A 20,488-nucleotide genomic window follows, 5' to 3' on the forward strand; every position below is an offset into this window, starting at 1 on the left:
GTGTGCTCTTTCGATCTTGGGACCTGGACTGACTGGAATGCTGCTTCCTGCAGGGCACGCTCGACTTCGCCCTTCTGCGCTGACGGGGCAACTATGACAACGAAGTTCTTCTCCTTCCCCCTGACAAACTGCATCTCATTCGGGACGGAGAGCACGACTTCTTTTGCCACGTACCCTGCGTAGACGGTGAAATCCCGGTACCCGCGGTACAAGGAAAGATCGGCCGGGATGTCAGCAAACGGGGCGATCTCGGCAATCTTCTGCTCGAACTCCTTGACCTTGTTCTCAAGTTTCCCGCGCTGGCCTGTCAGTTCCTCGACCTCGTTTGCGAGGACCGGCAGTTCCCGTTCGATTTGTGCCTTCAGTTCGGCCTTCGTGCCGGACTTCACGGGATCCATGTCGTCCGCATTGATGGAGACGGCATTTTCAACAGCCCGGATCCTGAGCAGATCAACGGACACTTCGCTGGAGCCTGAAAGTGGTGTGCCGATCTTAAAGCCCTCATAGCCTGCTTTGCCGCCTTCGACATATTCCTCGATATGGAACAGGTGGTGGCGGTAGAGCTCCGCGATAACGGGACTCATCTGGTCCCGTGATGCGGCGATGAGGAGCCGGCTCATCTGCTTAGGCTTTAACATGCAGCTGCTCCTTAAACCGCAAAACCAGCAGCTGCACTGCCTTTGAGAGGTTCTGTTCCCCTTTTGCTTTCAGTGCCGCTGCGCGCTGGTTGCCGCTTTTGATGATTTCAGCGTGCTTAAGTGCCGCCTGGTGCCGTGCTTCTTCCAGTTTCAGCTTTTTGTACTGTTCTGCATTGCTCTGCGCTTTGGTTACCAGATTGTCCGCCTCAAGCTCGGCCTGGGAATGTCGCTGTTTCTTCTCTTCCTGGGCCTTGCTGATTGTGGACAGGTAGTCATTTTCCGCTTTTTTGATGTCGTTTAGGACCTCAGTTTTCATCCAACCCTCCTCTCACGGCAAGTACAATAATAGGTAAAAAAAGCCATATATGTATTGCTATTTTACTGGAGAGGACGAAAATGGCGTTTAATTGTGTTGTTATCGGAAACAATCGCTGGGGATTTTTATTTTGCCGGTTGCCGGATAATCCGGGGGAACGATACGCCGGCGATGTTAACGGTTTGCGACTAACCGGTTAATATCCGGTAATTGACATACCGGTGCGTGGCACTTTCGGGCAGGTCCAGGACCTCGATGCCCTCAGAGTGGGCTTTGAGGGTAATCCCGGCAAGCTCATCGCTGGAGCAGACCAGGTGCTGCTCCGGGTGGGTCCCCCGCCGGATAGAGCAGCTCGTGGTGATGAGCGGCCCGACTGACACCAGGTACGAGAACCGTTTCGAGCCCGGGTGGTCCTTTGGCAGGACGATCAACGGCATCCGGTACGTCCTGACAAACTCGGCAAGCATGAACGCCGGTTCGTGAGACCCTCCCTCCGGGGCAGAGACAGCAATGAGATCTCCTGGTTCAACCGTCTGGCTGTACTCCATGTCCGGGGCCTCGATACGAAGGGCAAAAAGGGAGCCGGCCCTTGCCACCAGCAGAAAAGAGCGGGTGCCGGAGATGAGCAGGAACTCATCCCTGAGCGGCACGATCATGGTATCAGAGTTCCGTTACGTCCTCGGACTGGCAGCTTGCACAGACGGGCTTCTTGCTGATACTCTCGAACTTCTCGCCGCACTCATTGCAGCGGTACCTCTTCCCCTTGACCCGCTCATCGAAATTCAGGTCCCCGGTGGGGCCTCCGCCAACAGTACACACGTTCGTTCACCTCACTACGACATCTCCATGCAAAGACTTAAGGCTATCTTTTTCCGCCACCGGCACATCCGGCATTCCCGACATGCCCGTCACGTTACCGGGGAAACCCTAAACGAGGATGACATTGAAAGTCACGAGCGCGATGATCAGGAGAATGCAGGAGTGCTTGACTCCCGCTGCAACGGACGACTCCCCCATCTGCCCGGCGATCAGGCCGGAGAAGAGCGCCTGCATGAGGCAGGCATGATACAGGATACGGACAAATGTTGCCAGCGGGATGGACCCGAAGCTCCCGATGGAGCCTGCGGACGAGAGCCCCTGCGTATCGATGTCGGCAAGGATGGGAAGGAACTGCATGGTGAGGACGGCAACGACAAAGAGGAAGACAAAGAATGACAGGTACACGATTGCGGTGTAGATGAACATCTCCGTGAGCCGCTCTTTTTTCAAGGCCTCGCTCATCTTCGCATCGCTCGATGCTATGGAGAGGACTTCGCTGATCTGGCCGCTCATCTCGCTTGCCTTCGTTATCAGCGTCACGGTGCGGGCGATTGCCGGCGTGCTGACCCGCTGCTCGAAACGCACGAGCGCCTCGGTGAAGTTCGCCCCCCAGTCCATGTCCCGCTTGATCCGCCGGATCTCGTAGCTGAGGAGCCCGAGATTGGTGTTCACCATGATCGCGATAGCCTGGGCAATGGTGAGGCCGACCTGGTTGATACCGGACAGCCGCTCGAGGAAGTCGGGGACAAGGGACTGGATGCCGAGGACTTTTCTCGACCAGATCTCGTAAAAGATGGCATACGGGATGAGGATGATGAGCAGGGCGAGGACGATATGATCATCGATGACACCGAGATAAACATCGATATCCCGGTACAGGGGAACCCGCAGAAGCACCGAGGTGATGTACAGGACAGCAATCGGGACGGTTATGTAGAGCGTGTGGTCGACATTGGTGATGAAGCTCTCAAGGGGGTGACGGATATGGTCGGCAATGGTGCGGATGCGGTCGTACTTCTTCAGCTGCTCGAACTGGTGTGCCTCGTCGTCCTTTTTGACAATGGTGATGTCCGGGTAGGCATGCAGCCATTTTATAGTGGTGTACCGTTCCGTCTTCTCGGCCTTAATGGAGATCAGGTCGATGAGGACGATGAATATCAGGGACCCGATAGGCAGGATCGCATACGTGACGAGCGAGAGCTGGAGGACCGCGGTGCCCCCGGTCATCCCCATGACCACCATGATGATGATGAGGAAGAGCGGGCCGGCAACAAAGAGCGTAACATAGCCTTCGGCAACAAGCGAGAGGACATTTAAGAACTGCTTCTGTTCAAAGCGTGCCTCCTCCTGGTACATCCGTACTCTCATGGAGAGGAACTCCCCCATGTCCCCGCCGCCATCGATGACAGAGAGGAGGTCCTCTAAGAAGAGCTTGAGTTTCTCCGATGGCGTTGTCTCTGAAAGATGCCGGATCGCCGTGACGACATCGTACCCGAAGAAATCCGCGTCCCTCACAATCTGGCGGAACTCCAGGGCAACCTCGCCGTAGATATCCGCACGCTCCGAGAGGGACTGGAAGATAGGCATCAGCTGGGCCCCACCTTTTCGCATGGCGTACATATACGCAACCGCATTGTGGAGGGTCAGGTTGATCTTGATCGCCCGGTTCGTCTTCTCGATGCCGGGTAACCTCATCAGGAGAGCGTACCCGAGATACATGCCGATTCCAAACGAAAGGACAAGAACAGTGACAGCGATGACGACAGCAGGCAGCTGGCCGCTGAAGAGGGCCGGCAGCTGCAGCCCGAAGACATTGGTGATGCCGATGCGTCCTTCCAGGGACGGCAGGGTAAAGGAGAGGCTGGCAATAAACCCGAGTGCGGCAAAGGCGAACCCGGCAAGAAGGGAGACTTTCACCGCACGCCAGACGTACTGTTCTGGCGTCATACCGATCCGGGCGGAGATCATGTCTGCATGGAGACTCGTGAACCGGACCGGATCGCGCTTGATCCACTGGTGAATGTACTTCCGGAGAATCATCCGATTACCTTGCGGAGGTCTTCGATATTGTCCAGGACTTTGTTCTTGTTGATATGGTATGCATGGAAGAGCGAGGCAACGGAGATGTAATCCCGGATGCCCTGTTTCATCATCGCCGCAAGGATCGATTTCCTGAGGTTGATCTCGCTCTCCAGCTGCTCGCGGGTCCAGCCACGCCTCTCGGCAATGTCCATGTATATCTGCGATCTCCCGGTGTAGCTGATGGCATCATGGACGGGATCGTAGACGAAAACATTGTTGACGCGGAGGTTGCCGGTGGAGGGGTCGATCCCCGCGATCTCGACAATCTCCTGGGCACGGCGGACACGTTCGGTACCGTGGTAGATGAGCCCCTGGACGCTGACGATGTTTAAGGCCTGCATCATGTTGCGGGGCACGTTTAAGGGTTCGCTCTCCAGCCGGTGGATGGCAGCATCGACACTGCCGCCGTGCATGGTCGAAAACGTTGTGTGGCCGGTGTTCATGGCCTGGAAGAGCGTCTGGGCTTCGTGGCCGCGGACTTCCCCGACGAGGATGTACTCCGGCCGCTGCCGCATTGCAGCCCGCAAAAGGTCGAACATGCTGATGGCATTCCCGCCCTCGGTCAGGGCTTCCCGGGTGACGCTTGCGATCCAGTTGTCGTGGTAGAGCGTGATCTCGCGGGTGTCCTCGATGCTGACCACCTTTGCCACCGGAGGGATAAAGAGCGAGACCGCGTTCAAGGAGGTGGTCTTCCCGGATGCCGTTCCCCCGATGAAGATGAGGCTCTTGTTGTTCTCGATGGCGAGCCAGAAGTAGACGAGCGATTCGGGATTGAATGTCTTGTTCTCCAGCAGTTCGATGGGGGAGAACGGCTCTTCCCGGAACTTACGGATAGTAAACGATGTGCCCCGTGTCGTCACTTCCGTCCCGAATGTCAGCTGGAGACGGGACCCGTCGGGAAGGGTGGCATCGATCATCGGGGCACCGGTTGAGATATGCTTGCCGGACCGCTGCGCAAGCGTGATGGCAAGGGAGTTGAGGATGTCCGGTTCGAAGGTGATATTGGTCCTGATGTTCCGGTACCTCCGGTGGTAGAGGAAGATGGGGATCCTGATGCCGTCGCAGGAGATATCCTCCAGCTGCGGGTCCTTCATCAGCGGGTCGAGCCGCGACCACCCGATGTAGTTCCGGATCAGGAAGTACTGGATCTTGAACCGGGTGTGAGGTTCCAGAACAAGGCCGTAATCCTCGACCAGCGCGTTCATCTTCTCCAAGAGGAGGTGTTTTCTGTCTCTCCGGATCTCATCCGATGTGAGGATCAGCACGTCGCGGAGATCTTCATGAAGGCGTTCGAGCAGTTCGTATTCGAAATCAGAGAGTGTTGGCTCGAAGAGGAGGTACTCGTTCTGGTTCGTCCGCTTGTTGAGGCCGATGACAACGAGCGAGCAGCCCTGCTCGACCCAGTACTGGTCAACTGCCACGTAGGTCTCCGGCACGCTCGCTTCTACGAGTGGCCCGTCCCGCTCGAAATCATATTCCTCTACCGGTGCCTTGTCACTGCCCTTTTCGAGCGAGAGGAGCCGGCGGATCGAGAGGCCGGGTTTTTTCCCTGGCGATCCGGCTGCAGCAGCATCCCCGCCAGCCGCAGGGGCATGCTGCCCGGCTCCACTCCCGTCCGCAGCATGCCCATCGGCCGGTGATCCGGGCTGTGTTCCGGTCTCGACTCGTTTGCGGGATTTGATGAGATCTCCCAGTCCCATGGTCCGCTCTCTCCCTCCTGAAGATACTGGTGTTCCGATGTATAGTTCGTGAGATCAAATTATATAAGGGTGTGTCTGTGCGGGAATATCCGGGCAATAATGCCGGCGCGTTTCATCGTTCCTTTCTCCATTTTTCCCGGATCGGCCCCGCTCCCTCCTGCCGGCAGATATCTTTATGTGCCAGTCCATGACACTTTCTCTTGCAACGTTCCGATTGATCGTCAATTGAGAGGCAAAAATGCAGGATTCTCAGCGCAAGAAAATGCCTACCGGTATCGCTTCGCTCGACCCCGTACTTGAAGGGGGCGTCCCGCCGGGATCGGTCATCCTCCTTCTCGGGGACCTCGGTGCGGGGAGTTACGAGTTCACCTACAGCTCGATTGTCAACATCCTCGGTCTCATGAAGGGGAGCCTGCCGGAGAACCTTGCTATCCCGCAGGAGATACGGTACATCACGTTCACCCGGATCAAGGACGACGTGCGCCAGGAGATCCTGAACTCGTTCCATATCACGGGACTTGAGGGACTGGTTGACGCCATTAAATTTGACGACCTCTCGGAGCTCTATTTCGACAACAGCGTTGTCCCGAATGAATGGTACAGCCAGAGCACGGTCATAAACCGGCTGCAGAAGCGGGCGAATCAGGACAGCCTCCTTGTCCAGCTGGCAAATGCCGTCAACAACGCCACTCCCGGCGGCCTTATCATCCTTGACTCCATCACCGATATCGCGACCCAGTCCACGGTACCGCATTGCTGGACCAATCTTGCCGGTTTCTTAAGAGGCCTGCAGCGGGTAGCAAAGCAGCGTGGCACAACGGTATACCTGCTGCTGAGCAGGGGGATTTTGGAGTCTGCGCAGGAGCGGGAGCTTGCCGATATCGCAGATGCCGTGCTCCTCTTCAAGTGGGAGGAATCGACCGGCGCCCGGCGGCAGCGGATTATGTACTTCGAGAAGTTCCGCGGCGTCATGCCCCACCTGGAAGAAAAAGACCTGGTGAAGTTTGCGGTCAGGATATCGGAGGCTGGCGGGTTTGAGGTCAGCAATATCCGGGTGGTCATATGAACAACGAACGAGTCAAGATCGGGATCCCGGGCCTGGACGATATGCTGGGCGGGGGGCTGATCAAAAACAGCATCTGTTCGATCATCGGCACCTACGGTACGGGAAAGACGACCTTCTCGCTGGAGTTTGTCTGGGAGGGGCTCAAGAAAAAAGAGAACATTATTTACATCAGCCTTGAGGAGCGGGAAGCGCGTATCCTCACCTACATGGAGCAGAAAGGGTGGGATGTCAAGCCGTACCTGAACAAGGCGCTGTACGTGATCAAGCTCGATCCAACGGACTTCGACCGTGCCAATAACCGGATCAAGAACGAGCTGCCCAAGCTGATCGAGGAGGTGAAGGCAACAAGAGTCGTCATCGACCCAATCTCCCTGTTCGAGGACCTCTTCACCACGGATTCCGAGCGCCGGCAGGAGATGTTCCGGTTCATCGAGGGGCTCCGCGACAAGAACTGTACCATCATGCTTACATCGGAGACACACCGGGACAATGTCTTCTCCAGCCGCCATGGCCTCATCGAGTACCTTTCCGATACCGTCATCCTCCTTCGCTACTTGCGGCCATCCGATCTCTCCGCGGTCCACCTTGCCCTTGAAGTGGTGAAGATGCGGATGTCACAACACTCCCGCGAGATCAAGCCGTACGAGCTCCAGCAGGACCAAGTGCTGGTGTACTCGGAAGCGAATGTATTCTAACCGACTGGTTCATCAGAACCAGGAGGTAGAGAAGATTTTCCATCGGGTAAATCTTCGAATTCCGATTGGTCGAAGAGTCAATGGCTCTTCTCCTCCTCGACCTTTTTTTGAAGGTCTCGGATTCATCAGAACCAGGAGCTGGAGAATGCTGAGGGTCGCCAGACCTGAAGCAGGAGAATCGAACAAGTCATCAGACTTGTGAGATGAGAAGAACGTAGTTCTTCGAAGACAGTAGGTCTTCGACCGACTCCTTCGGGATTCTTCGACTGGAAACTGGCTCCCCAGACATAGATTCTACGACGTAAAATCCCTGCTGGCCAGGAAACCATCATAGAAGTCGTCCGGGCAGTGGATCGCCCCTGTGACATACAAAAACCTGCGTCCCCCTCTTTTCAGCCCTGAGAATGTGGCAAAAATTTACCTCCCCCATCCGGCGTAAAAGCAGGTCTTTCACCAAAATTATTCCCTCATTTTCCGGTATTATTCCCTCTGGGTCCGGAAATCAGGCCAAACGGAGCCCGTAGAAGGCCCGGATTTCCGCATCCCGATAGGGGGCGTAATTTACCAGGACCTGCAGGTTCCGGGACAACAATCCTGGCAACAGGAGATCTCCCTGTCGAATTCTGCCAGAGATCCAATTGGGGATTTTTTTCAGGATTCGGTTCCGGCCAAGACGTTGTCCAGTACCGCAGAAAAAATTTTTTTTATTATGGAAAATTTTTCCGGATTTTTTCCGGATTCCTTTGGGAGACACTTTCGATAAAAAAAATTGTCCGGATTTTTTTTTCAGATCGTGATCCCAAGAATCCCCAGCAGCATCAGGATCAGGACACCGGGGATCCCGCCGATGGCGCAGATGAGGAGGGGTGCGGCATCGTAACCGAGGTCAGGCTTTCCCATCCACTGCATCACGTGGAGGAAGTTGATCAGGAAGAGGCCGACAAGGCCGCAGATGGCATTTACGACAAGGACCGAGAGCTGCTTCACCAGGAACCAGACAATGGCGATGATGGCGATAACAAGGATGATGGCAACGAGGATATTGGTCATACAAAAAACCCTTTCCTCATTTACCAATGATATGCTGTTTCTTTATCCTTACGGACGGAAGGATCAGGGACCCGATTGCCCTTGATTCCCGGCTCAGCCCGGTAATCTGGTGCTGGAGATCAAAGACATTCCCCGAGAGCATGGCGCTCCGGATCGGTTCCTGGAACTCCCCTCCTTCACGGAAGAACGCATTGGAGAGCTCGACCGAGAACTCGCCGCTCATCGGGTTTGCCGTGTGGGCCCCGACAACATTGTGCACGAAGATCACGCGTTCGTCATCAACGGTATCCCGTTTCCCATCCACGACGAAGTTGTGGTGGCCGATGGACGGGGATCCCCCATACCCGCCCCGTACCGCGTTTGCCGTGCTCTGCTTTCCGTACCGGTATGCGGTCTTCAGGTCGTAGGCGAAAGCGCAGAGGACGCCATCGCGGATGAAGTCGGTCCGTTTTGTCGGCATCCCTTCCGCGTCCCAGCAGGAGCTTCCGTCCGCGCCGGGGAGGAGCGGGTCATCGTACATCGAGATCAACGGATCGGTAACTTTCTGCCCGAGACAGTCCGCGAGCCGCGAGCGTTTGGCGTGGACATTGCGGCCGCTCAGGGCGGGGACAAAGACCGTGCCAAGGAGTTCCGCGTAGGCAAGGGGGGAGAGGAGGATATCGTAGTCACCGGTCGGTATGTCCTTCCCTTTTGCGGATTCGCAGGCAAAGAACGTTGCCCGTTCCCCGACAGTTGTCGGGTCCACGCGGTCCAGTGCCCACGAGTGATCGAACTCGTATCCCGTGGACTGCCCATGGATGGCTTCAAGCGAGAGGGAGACCGAGGTGTGGCGGCTGGTGTACCGAATGCCATGACTGCTCGCAAGGGTCACTTCAAGGGATGAGACTCCCGCTGATCCCGAGGTCACTTCGGCCGGGTGCTCTTCAGCACCCTCCAGCATTGCCTCCAGAAGTTTTCCGGCAGTCACGGGGCCGACTTCCAGCGAACGATCGAACGAGAGGGGCGTCTGGTCGAGCGGTTCCGGCCCGGGAAGCCCTTTCCATTCCTGCGGCGTGGCAAGGTTCCCGCTTGCAATTGCCGCGTTCAGGCACTCGCGCCAGCGGCCGGGATCGCTCGTGCTGGACGATCCGATCCGTCCCTTCCGTATCGTGCGGATGCCGAGGCCACAGTCCTGCGAGGTGGTTGCGTGGCTCACCTTCTTCTTACGGAGATCGGCTGATATGCTGGTGCCCTCAACGTAAAAGACCTCGACTTCGTCAACACTTTTCTCCGCTTCCCGGATCAGCTGGTCAATCCATTCCACTGCCACCCACCACCGCATCCACTAAGAGAACATGGGGAGCCCCGTCGCTCACGGGGACGCTCTGGCCGCCCTTCCCGCAATACCCGGGGCTCATCTTCCGGTCATTCCCGCACAGCACGATCTGGTGCAGGGTCGAGAGGATCTCGCCCGTGAGGGAGACATCGCGGACCATCTTCGTGCACTCGCCGTTCTCGACAAGGTAGCCGTACTCCGCGTTGAACTGGAAAACGCCCCTGCCCGGATCGACCTGCCCCCCGCGGGACCCGGCAAGGAAGATCCCGTTTTTGCATTCAGCAAAGATCTCCTCTTTTGTGGAGTCGCCGTTCTCGATGAACGTGTTGCTCATCCGCACCAGCGGGGGCTCTCCCGGCATGGCACGGGCATGGCCGGCAATCCCGTTCCCGACCGCCACCAGAGATTCGCGGTTATGAAGGAAGGCGTTGACCACCCCGCACCGGATGATCTCGGTCCGTGAAACGGCTACCCCCTCTGCATCAACGGGATCGAACCCGAACTCGCAGAGACTTGGGTCGTCGACAATCGTGAGGGTTTCGTTCCCGATCCGTTCCCCGGTCCTCCCTTTCAGAACCGAACTCCCCTCCTGGATCAGGTCGCCCTCGCTCGCGTGGCCCACGGCTTCATGGGCAAAAACCCCGGCCAGTTCGGGATCGAGCACTGCCCGCATCTTTCCGCCTTTCGCAGCCACTGCGTCCAGCAGGGAGACTGCTGTTTGTGCCGCTTTCCTGCCCACGTCCTGCTGGTGCCGGAGATTGAACCCGTGGATGGAATGCTCCCGTTCGTATCCCATCTGGACATTGCCATTCCGCGATGCCACGGCGAGAACATTGAATCCCGACCGCCCCATCCCGTACGTGAACTCGTTGCCGGAACTGTCGGAGAAGCGGACCTCTTCGAACTTCTCGATATAGTTTGCCCGCCGGTTGACAATAAGCGGGAGCGTGGCACTCCTCTCGATCTCTGCAAGGAGCGCGGATTTCTCTTCAAGACCGATCTCCCGCGGATCTTCCTTCAGGGGCGGGACGGGCAGCTGGCGGCGCTGCACATCCCCGAGGACGACCTGCTCCTCCGTTATCACGGCAAGGCGGGCCGCCCGTTCCAGCAGCTCATCGAATTTCCTTCCGGTGCAGGTGGTGAAATTGTCGATCTGGAGCACGCCCCACCCGGACCGGACAAGGACGCGAAGGATCGCCTTGTTGAAAAAAGAGGTTCCGGCAGACTCGACCACACCGTTATCGATATCGATGTGTGTGACCTCGCCGGTCACGTGCCTCAGGTCGTAGTAGGAGATGCCGTCCATCGCATTCAGGCCGTTGTCGGGTTGATCTCCGGCGCTTCTGCGATCATTGCTGTGGACCGCATCGCCATCTTCTTGAGCTTGGTGAGGAAACTCTCCGAGTTCTCCGGGACGAGAGCGTATTTGAGAACATCATCGATCGTATCGACAGGGATAATTGTAACGAGCGGTTTGTACCGTTCCTCGATCAACACATCGCCAACATTCATCCGGGGAATGAGGACCGTCTTGATCCCTGCCTTCGCTGCTGCTTCGATCTTGTAGGTGACACCACCGATTGGGAGTACATCGCCCCGCACCGAAAGCGAACCGGTCATCGCAAGGTCCTGGCGCACCGGGATACCTTCGATGGCGCTGACAACAGCGGTCGCAACACTCACCGAAGCCGAGTCACCCTCCACACCCATGTAGGTGCCGATGAACTGGATGTGGATATCGATGTTCTTGACATCCTTGCCGGTGAATTTTTTCAGGAGCGCACTGACGTTCTTGATCGATTCCTGGGCAATCTCCTTGAGCATCCCGGTGGCAATTACTTCACCACCTTCCTTTCCTATTGCCGGAGTAACCTCTGCCATGATGGGAAGAACGGATCCGGCATCGCTGCCGGTGACGGCAAGCCCGTTCACGCGGCCGACCCGGGTGCCTTCCACCACTGTCATCTCGTATTCGCGCAGGTGGCGGGTGATCTCGTCCGAGACCTGGTCCTCGATGGACCGGGCGGTCTTCTTTGCCGTGATGACATGCGCTGCTGTCGTTATTGGGGCATTCTCCTGCCGGGCGATATCACCGGCAACCCGGATCAGGCCGCCCATGTCGCGGAGCTTTAAGGTCAGGTGGCCCTTACGGTTCGAGCGCCGGCGGGCTTCCCGTATGATCTCGTCGATGCCGCTCTGGTCGAAGTGCGGGATCTTCCCGTCGTTTTTGACCTCCTGGGCAATGAACCGGACATATTTCTGCCGGTTCTCAGGAGTGTCCTCCATGCTCTCGGCCATATAGACTTCGTACCCGTATCCCCGGATACGTGACCGGAGTGCCGGGTGCATTCCCTGGATGGCATCGATATTGCCTGCCGCAATCATCACGAACCTGCAGGGGACCGGTTCTGTGCGCACCATCGCCCCGCTCGACCGCTCGCTCTGCCCGGTGATCGGGAACTCCCCTTCCTGCAGGGCCGTGAGCAGGTTCTGCTGGGAGTGGGGGTCCAGGGTGTTGATCTCGTCGATAAAGAGGACGCCGCCGTTCGAACGGTGGATGGCCCCGGCCTCGACCCGGTCATGGGCCGGGGTCTCAAGGCCGCCGCTCTGGAAGGGGTCGTGCCGGACATCCCCCAGCAGGGCGCCGGCATGAGAGCCCGTGCCGTCAATGAAGGGGGCGATGTTCTTGGTATCGTTCGAGACAAGAAGCTTGGGCACCATCGCTTCTTCCCTGGGTGTCGAGTACCGAAGGGCCATGAAGACAAATGCGCCCGCGATCAGCCCCATCAGGAGCTGCATGGTAATGATAGCATATCCCGCTATACCGAGCATGAGGAGCATCATGAGGGTCTGCCGGAACTGGGACTTCTTCTTGGCCTCGGCCTTGTGGGCGCCCACGATCTGCTTGCCCCTTCCCCCGGCAACGGTCCGGATGACCGGGTTGTTGGAGTCATCGGAGTTCGGGTACACGAGGATGTCCTGGAGCTCCTCCTTGGGCAAAAGTTCGGCCATCGCTTTTGCAAGCATGGACTTACCCGTCCCGGGGCTGCCGATCATCATCACGTGCCGGCGCTGGATCGCCGCTTTCCGGATGACCTCGACTGCCCGCTCCTGGCCGATTACCTGGTCGATTAACGATGCAGGGACTTCAATCTGCGATGATGTCGCAACTCCGCCCTCAGGGGTTGCCCCTGGCGCGGTTGCCGGGGATGGGGAGACTTCGGGAGCCGCAGTTTCCGGTTTTGCCGGCTCTTCAAACTGATCTTTTGGGAGTGGTTGTTCTGGTGCACTTTCCATGACGATGATGCCCTCTGCGGATGGATTTTCATATACATTGTCTCATGCAAGTTTAAGTACTTTCAGCTGATAGCACGGCAGGGAGGCGTGGGATTTCGCGGTCGCATTTTTTCCACCCTGCCAGCGCCATAAACCCGGTTCATCCCCCGGTTTCTTCTGTTCCTTCCACCAGCCGGTGCCGCCAATCGGAAAACTACAATAGGGTTTATCTTCCAAGTACTTGGTTGATAAGCGCCGGGCAGGCACCGGGGCGGGGAACGATACCATGAGAGTGATTTGTACAGAACGGTCGCAGGTGCTCGGTGCCCGCGTTGCACAAGTGCTGAAAGTGCCGGTTGCAAGTGTCGCGTTTTCCCGGTTTCCCGACGGTGAGCAGTATCTTGTTGCCGGCGATCTTGATGACGAGACGCTGATTGTTGCAAGTGTTGTGGACAACGATGCGCTGGTCCAGCTGATGCTCCTTGCTGATGCCTGCGAACCTTCGAGTACCCGTCTCGTCCTCCCCTACATGGCCTATGCGCGCCAGGACAAACAGTTCAAAAAGGGAGAACCCCTCTCGGCACGTGCCGTGGCAAAGGCACTCAGCCGGGGCGTTACAGAGGTCATCACGGTCAACATCCACGACCCGGCAGTCCTGGAGCACTTTACTGTCCCGGCAAAAAACATATCCGTTGCAGCGGAGGTCGGGGCGTATGTCGGGACGCTTGGCCTCAAAAATCCCCTCATCCTGGCGCCTGATGACGGGGCCCTTGCGTTTGCCGGGCAGGTTGCGGCAACCGGCGGGTGGGAGTACGATCACCTGGACAAGACGCGGCTCTCCGGAATGGAGGTACGGATGGCTCCCAAGAACCTCTGCGCTGCCTCCCGCCCGGTCGTCATTGTCGATGATATCATCTCGACCGGCGGCACCATCGTAACGGCAGCCGGCATGCTCTACCAGCAGGGCGCAACCGATGTCTATGCCGCCTGCGTCCACGGGGTTTTGACCGGCGGCGCCTATGCGCGGCTTATCTCGGCAGGCGTCCGGGATGTCATCAGCAGCGACACGATCGAGCGCGGCTGCAGCAGGGTTTCTGCCGCTAACACCATTGCAGCGGCGGTACGAACGCCCTGAGCCATGCCAGCGTCTATGATCCCCTTCCTGTTCTGGCGGATCCCTGCCCTATGAAGGCCGTCCTTGATGCGAGCGTTTTCTTTTCTGAGATCCCGTTAGAAGGTGAACTTTTCACAACACCATCCGTCTGCGATGAACTCATCGATATCCGGGCAAAGGGGAACTTTGAGAAACTGTGTGCAAAGGGACTTACCGTTCTCTCTCCTGCCGGAGATAGTCTTCGTGCAGTGGACCGTGCAGCGGAGAAAACCCGGGACAGCAGCGTGATCTCCGGCACCGACCGGGATCTCCTCGCGCTTGCAAAGGAGCTCGGCGCCGTGCTGTACACCGATGATTTTGCCATCCAGAACGTTGCCGGGGTGCTCGGCGTTGAGACACGCCCCATCCTGCAGAGAAAAGCCCGACAGGTCCGCTGGAAGTACCGGTGCACAGGCTGCGGCCGGTATTACAGCCACGACGGCGATTGCCCGGTCTGCGGCGCAGCGATTAAAAGAAAACTTAAATAGCTGCCAGAAGAGCTTTTGTGCATGTCTTCGTTAGACGATCTGATTGGGAAGGCGAAAGTGCTCCTTTCGGAAGGGCACAGCCCGGGTCAGATTGCAGATGAACTCTCCCTTTCCATGGAAACGGTGACATGGCTCCTCACGCAGGCCAAGGGAACGTCCGCCCCAAAAGATGTCCATATCGACTGGACCGCGGTCTCCAGCCATGCCCCCATGCTCGAAGAGACTGCCCTGATGCTCCTGAACCGGTATTACCAGTCCCAGAAGGAGACTGCCGGATCTCCGGTGGCAGATGTCATCGTGGGTATTGCCCTCTCGGGTATCCCGCTTGCTACCCTGATTGCGGTCCAGGAAGCCACGCAACTCGCAATCTATCACCCGGCTAAACAGAGCCAGAGCGAGAAGCCCACGGGTTCGATCAGCGGGAACTTCGCACCCGTCACCGGCCAACGCTGCATCATCGTAGACGATGTCATCACTTCCGGCAATACCATGAAAGAAGTTGTCCGGTACCTCAAGAAGCACAATGCGACCCCTGTTGCCATCTGGGTCATCTTTGACAAGCGCGGCATCAGGGATATCGATGGCGTGCCGGTCTATTCGCTCTTCAAGGTATCTCCGGTGTAGTCCATTCCTTTTCCGGGATTACACCATATAATTTATATAGAAGTTCAATTCCACCTTTTACAACATCGGAGGATCCATTATGCTATCTGGACAGCCTATTATCATTTTAAAAGAAAATGTGGAGCGTAATACCGGGAAAGAAGCCCAGCGCTCGAATATTGCGGCCGCAAAGGCAATTGCCGGCGCCGTGAAGTCGACGCTTGGCCCCCGGGGCATGGACAAGATGCTTGTTGACTCCACGGGTGACATCGTCATTACGAATGACGGTGCAACGATCTTAAGCGAGATCGCCGTTCAGCACCCCGGCGCAAAGATGGTCATCGAGGTCGCCAACACGCAGGACGATGAAGTCGGCGACGGGACCACCACCGCAATCATCCTTGTCGGCGCGCTGATGGAACAGGCCGAGATCATGCTCGAACAGGGTATCCACCCGACTGTTATTGCCCAGGGATACCGCATGGGCATGGAGAAGGCCATTGAGATAACAACCGGCCTCTCCTACAAGGTCGATGCAACCGACCGGAAGACCCTCCTGAAGATCACCGACACGGCAATCACCGGCAAGTCGGTTGAGCAGATCAAGGACAAGCTGGACGGCATCATCGTCGATGCGGTCATGGCCGTTGCCGAGAAGGCGAACGGGAAGATCGTTGTTGACGAAGATGATGTCATGATCAAGAAGCAGAAGGGCCAGGCAATGGACGATGCAGAGCTGATCCGCGGCGTTGTGATCGACAAGGTCCGTGTCAACGACGGGATGCCAAAGAAGATCCCGAAAGCCAAAGTCGCTCTGATCGCATCCCCGCTTGAGATCACCAAGACCCAGGTCAAGGCTAAGATCAAGATCTCCACCGCCGAGCAGGTGAACGCATTCTCCGAGCAGGAGCGCGGGGCATTAAAGAAACTTGCCGACCTCGTCATTGACAGCGGCGCAAACGTTCTCCTCTGCCAGAAAGGCATCTCCGATATTGCGCAGTTCTACCTGGCAAAGGCAGGAGTCTTTGCTATCGAGGATGTTCCCGAGAAGGACATGAAGTATGCTGCCCGGGCACTCAATGCAAACATTATTGCAAAGCCTGATGCACTGACAGCAAAGGACCTCGGGACTGCCGACCTTGTCGAGGAAGACACGGAAGGAAATGTCACGAGGATCTCCGGCTGCAAGAACCCCAAGACCATCACCATCCTCCTCCGGGGGACGAGCGACTACCTTTTGGACGAGCTCGAGCGGGCGGTTGTTGACGGGACCCGCGTTGTCATGGATGCCATGGAAGACGGGACCTATGTTGTTGGCGGTGCAGCGGTCGAGACCGAGCTGCTCATGAAGATCCGCGACTATGCCCAGACCGTTGGTGGCCGTGTTCAGCTCGCCATCGAGGGCTACGCAACCGCTTACGAGTCCATCCCGCGGGCACTTGCCGAGAACTCCGGCTTCAATCCCATCGACAAGATCGTGGAACTCAAGAATGCCCATGCAAAGGGCAAGAAGAACGCCGGCCTGAACGTGTACCAGGGCAAGGTCGTTGACATGCTGGCCGAGGGCGTTATCGAGCCGCTCCGTTCCAAGCGCCAGTCCATCCAGAGCGCATCCGAGACTGCCATCATGCTCATCCGCGTCGATGACATGATGATCACCCAGCAGGGTGGCAAGGCCGGTGCCGCTCCCGGGATGTAACGGTAAAAACCCAGCTTCCCTTTTTTATCAGATAACTATTAGAGTGATTGGCAAGAAAAAATAGAGAACCGGGTGCCGAGGTAGTCTAGCCCGGAAAGGCGGTAGCCTCGAAAGCTACTGGCGCTTCGCGCCTCGGGAGTTCAACTCTCCCCCTCGGCGTCAACCACGTGTCCCGATCCTGCTTTTCCGTTTCCGTTCATAGAGTGGTGCAGTGATGTGGACCTCTTCTCCCGAAAAAGTTGAAAAATATTCCCATACTGGATGGATTTTTCCCTAAAAATCCATATAATTGATTTTTCCTGTTATCGTTCATTCACAACCAATAAATATCGCATCTTCATATTATATGATCAGTACAGGCTGCGACCCACAGGGAACCGGGCCGCGGCCGGGAACAGGTGAACAGGAATGCTCCGGATCAAACAGAACAAACCTCCCATATCCGCTGACGCAAAGTCATTCCGCGCCGTCCGCAGGCTGAACCTGAACCGCACCTATATGCCCCTGAAGATCGGGGCCATCGTCGGGTATATCCTGCTCGGGATGCTCTCGGCGTCAACCTCCATGTTCGGTATCCTCGTTGGTACCATCCTCCGCCTTGTCGGGCTCTAAGTCTCTTTTAGCCCGGACGGGTTTTTTTATATCGTCTTTTGCTGACGGTGTATTGAAGTCATACCGGAAAAACGGTTCTTTCCGCTATTTCCGTTATACCATTGTTTTGTGCAAAAAGGAGAGATTAAGGACCGCAGGACTGCCCTGTGATCGTTTTATTCCAATACCGTTACCCTTCCCTGCATAGTAGGCGAGATTTTACATCTGTAATCATAAATGCCTGGGCGGATAAACATCTGGCTCATGGATCCACTTGGTCCCAGCAGGTGCTCGGAAAAACCACCCGTGACAAAACTGACACGGTGGGGACCCTCGTCCACATTAACCCATCGCACCTGCGATCCCACTTTGACTGTGATCTCTTTTGGGGAGAAGCCTGTGTCATAGATATAGACATCGAATGTTGAGGGAGTGAGCGTTGGTGTGGGGGGGATGGTGGTTACAACAGGCAGGGGGGTTTTCTGAGTGGTTACCTGCTTGACGGTTGTTGCCGGAACCGGGGTTGAAGATGGTTCAGGGGAAGTTTCCTGGACGCACCCGGAAACCAGCATCAGAACTGCAACAAGGGCGATAAGTGCGAACCATTTCTGCATATGATCCTATTTCCGGGGTATCACAAAAAGGGATCCGTCCTCCTTCAGGAGGGGGAGGGTTACTCTGCCGTGCCAGGCTCCAGAGCTACGGGGGGAAGCGCAGTGACCGTCATCCCCGCAAGCCTTTGTTTGAACTCCGTAATATGGTAATAATCGGGGAGTACTGCCTTCCGGAAGAGAGGTTCAGAAAGGAGCCCGGCGAATTTCCATGCCTCCCGTTGGGGTGCCGGAAGGATCTCCGCAATCTCTTCCGGACTCAGTGCCCGGACTGCCTCCAGTGCTGCAATCACCCGGGGGATGCTATCCTGTTTCCCTGCACCCGACACGCGGAGACGGAAATCGCCGGAACTGACCCGGGCCTTTCCCCCGAGGGTGTGGGCAAGGAGGGGCGCAAGCACGCGGTTGAACCTGCTGCCATGGAAGGAGTACACCTCCACGATCTTTCTTCCGGCCCGCTTCCTTTCTCTCACAAAGAGACCGCTCCCGCCCACCCCTTCCGGTATTGCCTGCAGGGCTTTTTGGAGAACTTCGCGTTCGGGATCCCCAAGCGGCAGCCGGGTTGTTCCTTCCTTCCGGATAGCCCCCGCCCGCTCGCAGATGAGGCCGGAGAACCCGGCTTCGCCACTCCCTTTCCAGAAGGTGCGGGCCCCGCCGGCACCGGACGGGACAACAACCACGATGTTGTGGCCCTCGTCGCACTTCACCATCGACCAGGTCTTCCCGCCCAGCGTCACGTCGCCGTCGCTGTGGCTGCTGACAAACCGGGCATCGAGCTTCCCCACGGATTCGCCGTCCGGCGTCATGGCCCGGTACTCCCCGCCGCCGGGAATGACCGAGTACAGGTCTTTCCAGTTCGATCTCCCCAGCACCCGCTCCGCTTCGGTGCCGGGCATCAGCATCTCGCCATCGGTTGTTATGTACCCCTCATCGATGAGATACCGGAGAAGCCGTTCCAGCTCCGCTTTCCGGATCCCGGAAAATACCGGCCGGGAAAGGAGCATTTTCATAAGGGTACCCCTGCCTGCCCTCCCGCTCCGGAGGGTGAGGAAGAGCTGCTGGAGGAGGACATTCCAGGGCTGCTCCGGCGGTTGCAGGTCCTCGACCCTGCGGTCGATGGCACATTCGATGATGGCACAGCTGCAGAGCAGCTGGCAGGGGGTTTCCAGCACAAAGACAACGAACGCCGGTCGTCCCCGCCTCCCGCTCCGGCCCATCCGCTGGAGAAAGGACGATACCGTATCCGGCGGGCCCACCTGCACCACAACATCAAGGTCGCCGATATCGATCCCGAGTTCGAGCGTGCTCGTGCAGATGATGCAGGCCCCTCCCTCCGACAGGAACGCATCCTCGGCCTTTCTCCGCATCTCCGGCGAGAGTGACGAGTGGTGGATGTGAAGGTTAAGCACCCGCCCGGAGAGGGCTTTCACGAGGTGCTCGGCACCGCTCCGGCTGTTGACAAAGACCAGCGCCTTTCTCCCGGTAACGACCCCCGCCAGCGCACTCGTCCGCCGGTCCTCGTCCGGCTCGATGATGAACGAAAAGTGCTTCTCTCTGGGTGCCGGGGCAACCTCAACCAGTTTCCGGCCCTGCCTCCCATCGGAGAGCCACGAGAGGATCTCATGAGGGTTCCCGGCGGTGGCAGAGAGGCCGATCCGCTGGATCTTGTGCCCGGTAAGCACGTCCAGCCGGTCCAGCAGCACCCTGAGATGGATGCCGCGGTCGGTCTCCACGAATGCGTGGAGCTCGTCGATGATGACAAAACGCACCTCCCGGAGGTCCTGGGAGAGCGTTCGCTCCTGCAGGAGGACCTCGAGCGACTCGGGGGTGATCATCAGGAAATGGGGCGGCTCCCCTTTCCATGACCGCCCCCCTTTTTTGACATCGCCATGCCATTTCATCACCGACAGCGATGCCGGCAGGCAGAATGCCGAGAACCGTTCTTCCTGGTCATTGATCAGCGCTTTTGTGGGTGCGATATACAGGCAGGCCACCCCGGGCAGCCCATTTTTCAGAACCGCGTCCATCACCGGGATCAGGGCGGCCTCGGACTTTCCCCCGGCCGTAGGCGCGATCACCAGCGTGTCGTTCCCTTCCGAGATGGCGACACAGGCCCGCTCCTGCACCTCGCGGAGTTCAAACCAGCCAAGCCGCTGGGTGAGCACCTGCCGGAGGGACTCGTGCAGGGTGGAGAAGACGGATGTCACGGTTGTACCTGAATGAGGATTGTGCCGCTACCGATATGGTCTTTTGCGCGGGCATGGGATTCCGTGCTACAACATAGCATTGTACAGGGATGTGCACCAGCGTATAATTGAAAACCGTTATATAGAGTGGTCTTCAGATTAAGATCCGGTAAACAATGAGGTCGCAAAGGGCTTGTTCC

Annotated in this window: 18 protein-coding genes, 1 tRNA gene and 1 pseudogene; 8 read left to right on the plus strand and 12 right to left on the minus strand. The window is 57.5% G+C overall.

All coding sequences use genetic code 11. From position 1 onward, the window contains the following. The 6 genes and pseudogenes from PHF39_RS03630 to PHF39_RS03655 all read right to left on the minus strand — a co-directional run. Positions 1 to 638: pseudogene (locus PHF39_RS03630) on the minus strand (V-type ATP synthase subunit I); the annotation flags it as partial. Continuing rightward, a complete protein-coding gene (locus PHF39_RS03635) occupies positions 625 to 954 on the minus strand; it encodes an ATPase (RefSeq protein WP_300220279.1) in 330 nt (109 codons plus the stop codon). The pseudogene PHF39_RS03630 and the gene PHF39_RS03635, both read right to left, overlap by 14 nt. A 188-nt stretch (positions 955 to 1,142) precedes the next feature. Next, positions 1,143 to 1,610: an alpha/beta hydrolase gene (locus PHF39_RS03640; protein WP_300220281.1), complete on the minus strand. Its 468-nt coding sequence runs from the start codon at positions 1,608 to 1,610 to the stop codon at positions 1,143 to 1,145. Positions 1,611 to 1,614: 4 nt separating this feature from the next. Further along, on the minus strand, positions 1,615 to 1,773 hold the full coding sequence (locus PHF39_RS03645; RefSeq protein WP_300220283.1) for a hypothetical protein: 159 nt from the start codon (positions 1,771 to 1,773) through the stop codon (positions 1,615 to 1,617). A 108-nt stretch (positions 1,774 to 1,881) separates the two neighbouring features. Continuing rightward, a complete protein-coding gene (locus PHF39_RS03650; RefSeq protein WP_300220285.1) occupies positions 1,882 to 3,813 on the minus strand; it encodes a type II secretion system F family protein in 1,932 nt (643 codons plus the stop codon). After that, positions 3,810 to 5,555 (minus strand): type II/IV secretion system ATPase subunit, encoded by a 1,746-nt coding sequence (locus tag PHF39_RS03655; RefSeq protein ID WP_300220287.1) that lies wholly within the window; start codon positions 5,553 to 5,555, stop codon positions 3,810 to 3,812. The genes PHF39_RS03650 and PHF39_RS03655 overlap by 4 nt, the downstream gene beginning before the upstream one ends. Positions 5,556 to 5,793: 238 nt before the next feature. Here PHF39_RS03655 and PHF39_RS03660 point away from each other — a divergent pair, with 238 nt between their 5' ends. Together PHF39_RS03660 and PHF39_RS03665 are read left to right on the plus strand one after the other, a co-directional pair. Then, entirely contained in the window at positions 5,794 to 6,621 is an 828-nt protein-coding gene (locus PHF39_RS03660; RefSeq protein WP_300220289.1) for a hypothetical protein, read from the plus strand. After that, positions 6,618 to 7,316 carry a KaiC domain-containing protein gene (locus tag PHF39_RS03665; protein WP_300220291.1) on the plus strand — a complete coding sequence of 233 codons (699 nt, stop codon included), beginning with the start codon at positions 6,618 to 6,620 and terminating at the stop codon, positions 7,314 to 7,316. Before PHF39_RS03660 ends, PHF39_RS03665 begins: the two co-directional genes overlap by 4 nt. 786 nt (positions 7,317 to 8,102) lie before the next feature. On the opposite strand, the gene PHF39_RS03670 is transcribed toward PHF39_RS03665, so the two are convergent. From PHF39_RS03670 to lonB, 4 genes are read right to left on the minus strand one after another with little or no spacing between them, the layout of a single operon-like run. Next, positions 8,103 to 8,366 carry a pro-sigmaK processing inhibitor BofA family protein gene (locus PHF39_RS03670; protein ID WP_300220293.1) on the minus strand — a complete coding sequence of 88 codons (264 nt, stop codon included), beginning with the start codon at positions 8,364 to 8,366 and terminating at the stop codon, positions 8,103 to 8,105. Positions 8,367 to 8,382: 16 nt separating this feature from the next. Continuing rightward, entirely contained in the window at positions 8,383 to 9,675 is a 1,293-nt protein-coding gene (locus PHF39_RS03675) for a TldD/PmbA family protein (protein ID WP_366144166.1), read from the minus strand. After that, the gene (locus tag PHF39_RS03680) at positions 9,656 to 10,987 is read right to left on the minus strand and encodes a TldD/PmbA family protein (protein ID WP_300220297.1); all 1,332 of its coding nucleotides are present in this window, start codon (positions 10,985 to 10,987) and stop codon (positions 9,656 to 9,658) included. Before PHF39_RS03680 ends, PHF39_RS03675 begins: the two co-directional genes overlap by 20 nt. Positions 10,988 to 10,992: 5 nt before the next feature. Continuing rightward, complete coding sequence (gene lonB, locus PHF39_RS03685; RefSeq protein ID WP_300220299.1) at positions 10,993 to 12,978, minus strand: ATP-dependent protease LonB; 1,986 nt, start codon at positions 12,976 to 12,978, stop codon at positions 10,993 to 10,995. Positions 12,979 to 13,243: 265 nt separating this feature from the next. Here lonB and PHF39_RS03690 point away from each other — a divergent pair, with 265 nt between their 5' ends. The 6 genes from PHF39_RS03690 to PHF39_RS03715 all read left to right on the plus strand — a co-directional run bounded on the left by PHF39_RS03690 (position 13,244) and on the right by PHF39_RS03715 (position 17,512). Continuing rightward, positions 13,244 to 14,092 (plus strand): ribose-phosphate diphosphokinase, encoded by an 849-nt coding sequence (locus PHF39_RS03690; protein ID WP_300220301.1) that lies wholly within the window; start codon positions 13,244 to 13,246, stop codon positions 14,090 to 14,092. A 50-nt stretch (positions 14,093 to 14,142) separates the two neighbouring features. Next, the gene (locus PHF39_RS03695; RefSeq protein ID WP_300220303.1) at positions 14,143 to 14,598 is read left to right on the plus strand and encodes a nucleotide-binding protein; all 456 of its coding nucleotides are present in this window, start codon (positions 14,143 to 14,145) and stop codon (positions 14,596 to 14,598) included. Between the two features lie 21 nt (positions 14,599 to 14,619). Continuing rightward, on the plus strand, positions 14,620 to 15,222 hold the full coding sequence (locus PHF39_RS03700; RefSeq protein ID WP_300220305.1) for an orotate phosphoribosyltransferase-like protein: 603 nt from the start codon (positions 14,620 to 14,622) through the stop codon (positions 15,220 to 15,222). Positions 15,223 to 15,301: 79 nt separating this feature from the next. Continuing rightward, a complete protein-coding gene (gene thsA / locus PHF39_RS03705) occupies positions 15,302 to 16,900 on the plus strand; it encodes a thermosome subunit alpha (RefSeq protein ID WP_300220307.1) in 1,599 nt (532 codons plus the stop codon). A gap of 74 nt (positions 16,901 to 16,974) precedes the next feature. Beyond that, positions 16,975 to 17,059: transfer RNA gene (locus PHF39_RS03710), tRNA-Ser, on the plus strand. A 249-nt stretch (positions 17,060 to 17,308) separates the two neighbouring features. Next, positions 17,309 to 17,512: a hypothetical protein gene (locus PHF39_RS03715; RefSeq protein ID WP_300220309.1), complete on the plus strand. Its 204-nt coding sequence runs from the start codon at positions 17,309 to 17,311 to the stop codon at positions 17,510 to 17,512. A gap of 155 nt (positions 17,513 to 17,667) precedes the next feature. Here the strand turns inward: PHF39_RS03715 and PHF39_RS03720 are convergent, their stop codons facing one another. Continuing rightward, positions 17,668 to 18,105, minus strand: coding sequence for a cupredoxin domain-containing protein (locus PHF39_RS03720; RefSeq protein ID WP_300220311.1), 438 nt, complete (start codon positions 18,103 to 18,105; stop codon positions 17,668 to 17,670). Between the two features lie 59 nt (positions 18,106 to 18,164). Continuing rightward, positions 18,165 to 20,309, minus strand: a complete 2,145-nt coding sequence (locus tag PHF39_RS03725; protein WP_300220313.1) for a DEAD/DEAH box helicase — start codon at positions 20,307 to 20,309, stop codon at positions 18,165 to 18,167. Between the last annotated feature and the right edge of the window lie 179 nt (positions 20,310 to 20,488).

The sequence above is a fragment of the Methanoregula sp. genome (genome assembly GCF_028712425.1).
Classification (GTDB): domain Archaea; phylum Halobacteriota; class Methanomicrobia; order Methanomicrobiales; family Methanospirillaceae; genus Methanoregula.

Excerpts from the sequence above, each read along its gene's own strand:
- PHF39_RS03700 (WP_300220305.1), top strand. The coding sequence starts at position 14,620 with ATGTCTTCGTTAGACGATCTGATTGGGAAGGCGAAAGTGCTCCTTTCG.
- PHF39_RS03720 (WP_300220311.1), bottom strand. The coding sequence starts at position 18,105 with ATGCAGAAATGGTTCGCACTTATCGCCCTTGTTGCAGTTCTGATGCTG.
- lonB (WP_300220299.1), bottom strand. The coding sequence starts at position 12,978 with ATGGAAAGTGCACCAGAACAACCACTCCCAAAAGATCAGTTTGAAGAG.
- PHF39_RS03660 (WP_300220289.1), top strand. The coding sequence starts at position 5,794 with ATGCAGGATTCTCAGCGCAAGAAAATGCCTACCGGTATCGCTTCGCTC.
- PHF39_RS03665 (WP_300220291.1), top strand. The coding sequence starts at position 6,618 with ATGAACAACGAACGAGTCAAGATCGGGATCCCGGGCCTGGACGATATG.
- PHF39_RS03635 (WP_300220279.1), bottom strand. The coding sequence starts at position 954 with ATGAAAACTGAGGTCCTAAACGACATCAAAAAAGCGGAAAATGACTAC.
- PHF39_RS03715 (WP_300220309.1), top strand. The coding sequence starts at position 17,309 with ATGCTCCGGATCAAACAGAACAAACCTCCCATATCCGCTGACGCAAAG.
- PHF39_RS03655 (WP_300220287.1), bottom strand. The coding sequence starts at position 5,555 with ATGGGACTGGGAGATCTCATCAAATCCCGCAAACGAGTCGAGACCGGA.
- PHF39_RS03640 (WP_300220281.1), bottom strand. The coding sequence starts at position 1,610 with ATGATCGTGCCGCTCAGGGATGAGTTCCTGCTCATCTCCGGCACCCGC.
- PHF39_RS03680 (WP_300220297.1), bottom strand. The coding sequence starts at position 10,987 with ATGGACGGCATCTCCTACTACGACCTGAGGCACGTGACCGGCGAGGTC.
- PHF39_RS03695 (WP_300220303.1), top strand. The coding sequence starts at position 14,143 with ATGAAGGCCGTCCTTGATGCGAGCGTTTTCTTTTCTGAGATCCCGTTA.
- PHF39_RS03690 (WP_300220301.1), top strand. The coding sequence starts at position 13,244 with ATGAGAGTGATTTGTACAGAACGGTCGCAGGTGCTCGGTGCCCGCGTT.
- thsA (WP_300220307.1), top strand. The coding sequence starts at position 15,302 with ATGCTATCTGGACAGCCTATTATCATTTTAAAAGAAAATGTGGAGCGT.
- PHF39_RS03670 (WP_300220293.1), bottom strand. The coding sequence starts at position 8,366 with ATGACCAATATCCTCGTTGCCATCATCCTTGTTATCGCCATCATCGCC.
- PHF39_RS03650 (WP_300220285.1), bottom strand. The coding sequence starts at position 3,813 with ATGATTCTCCGGAAGTACATTCACCAGTGGATCAAGCGCGATCCGGTC.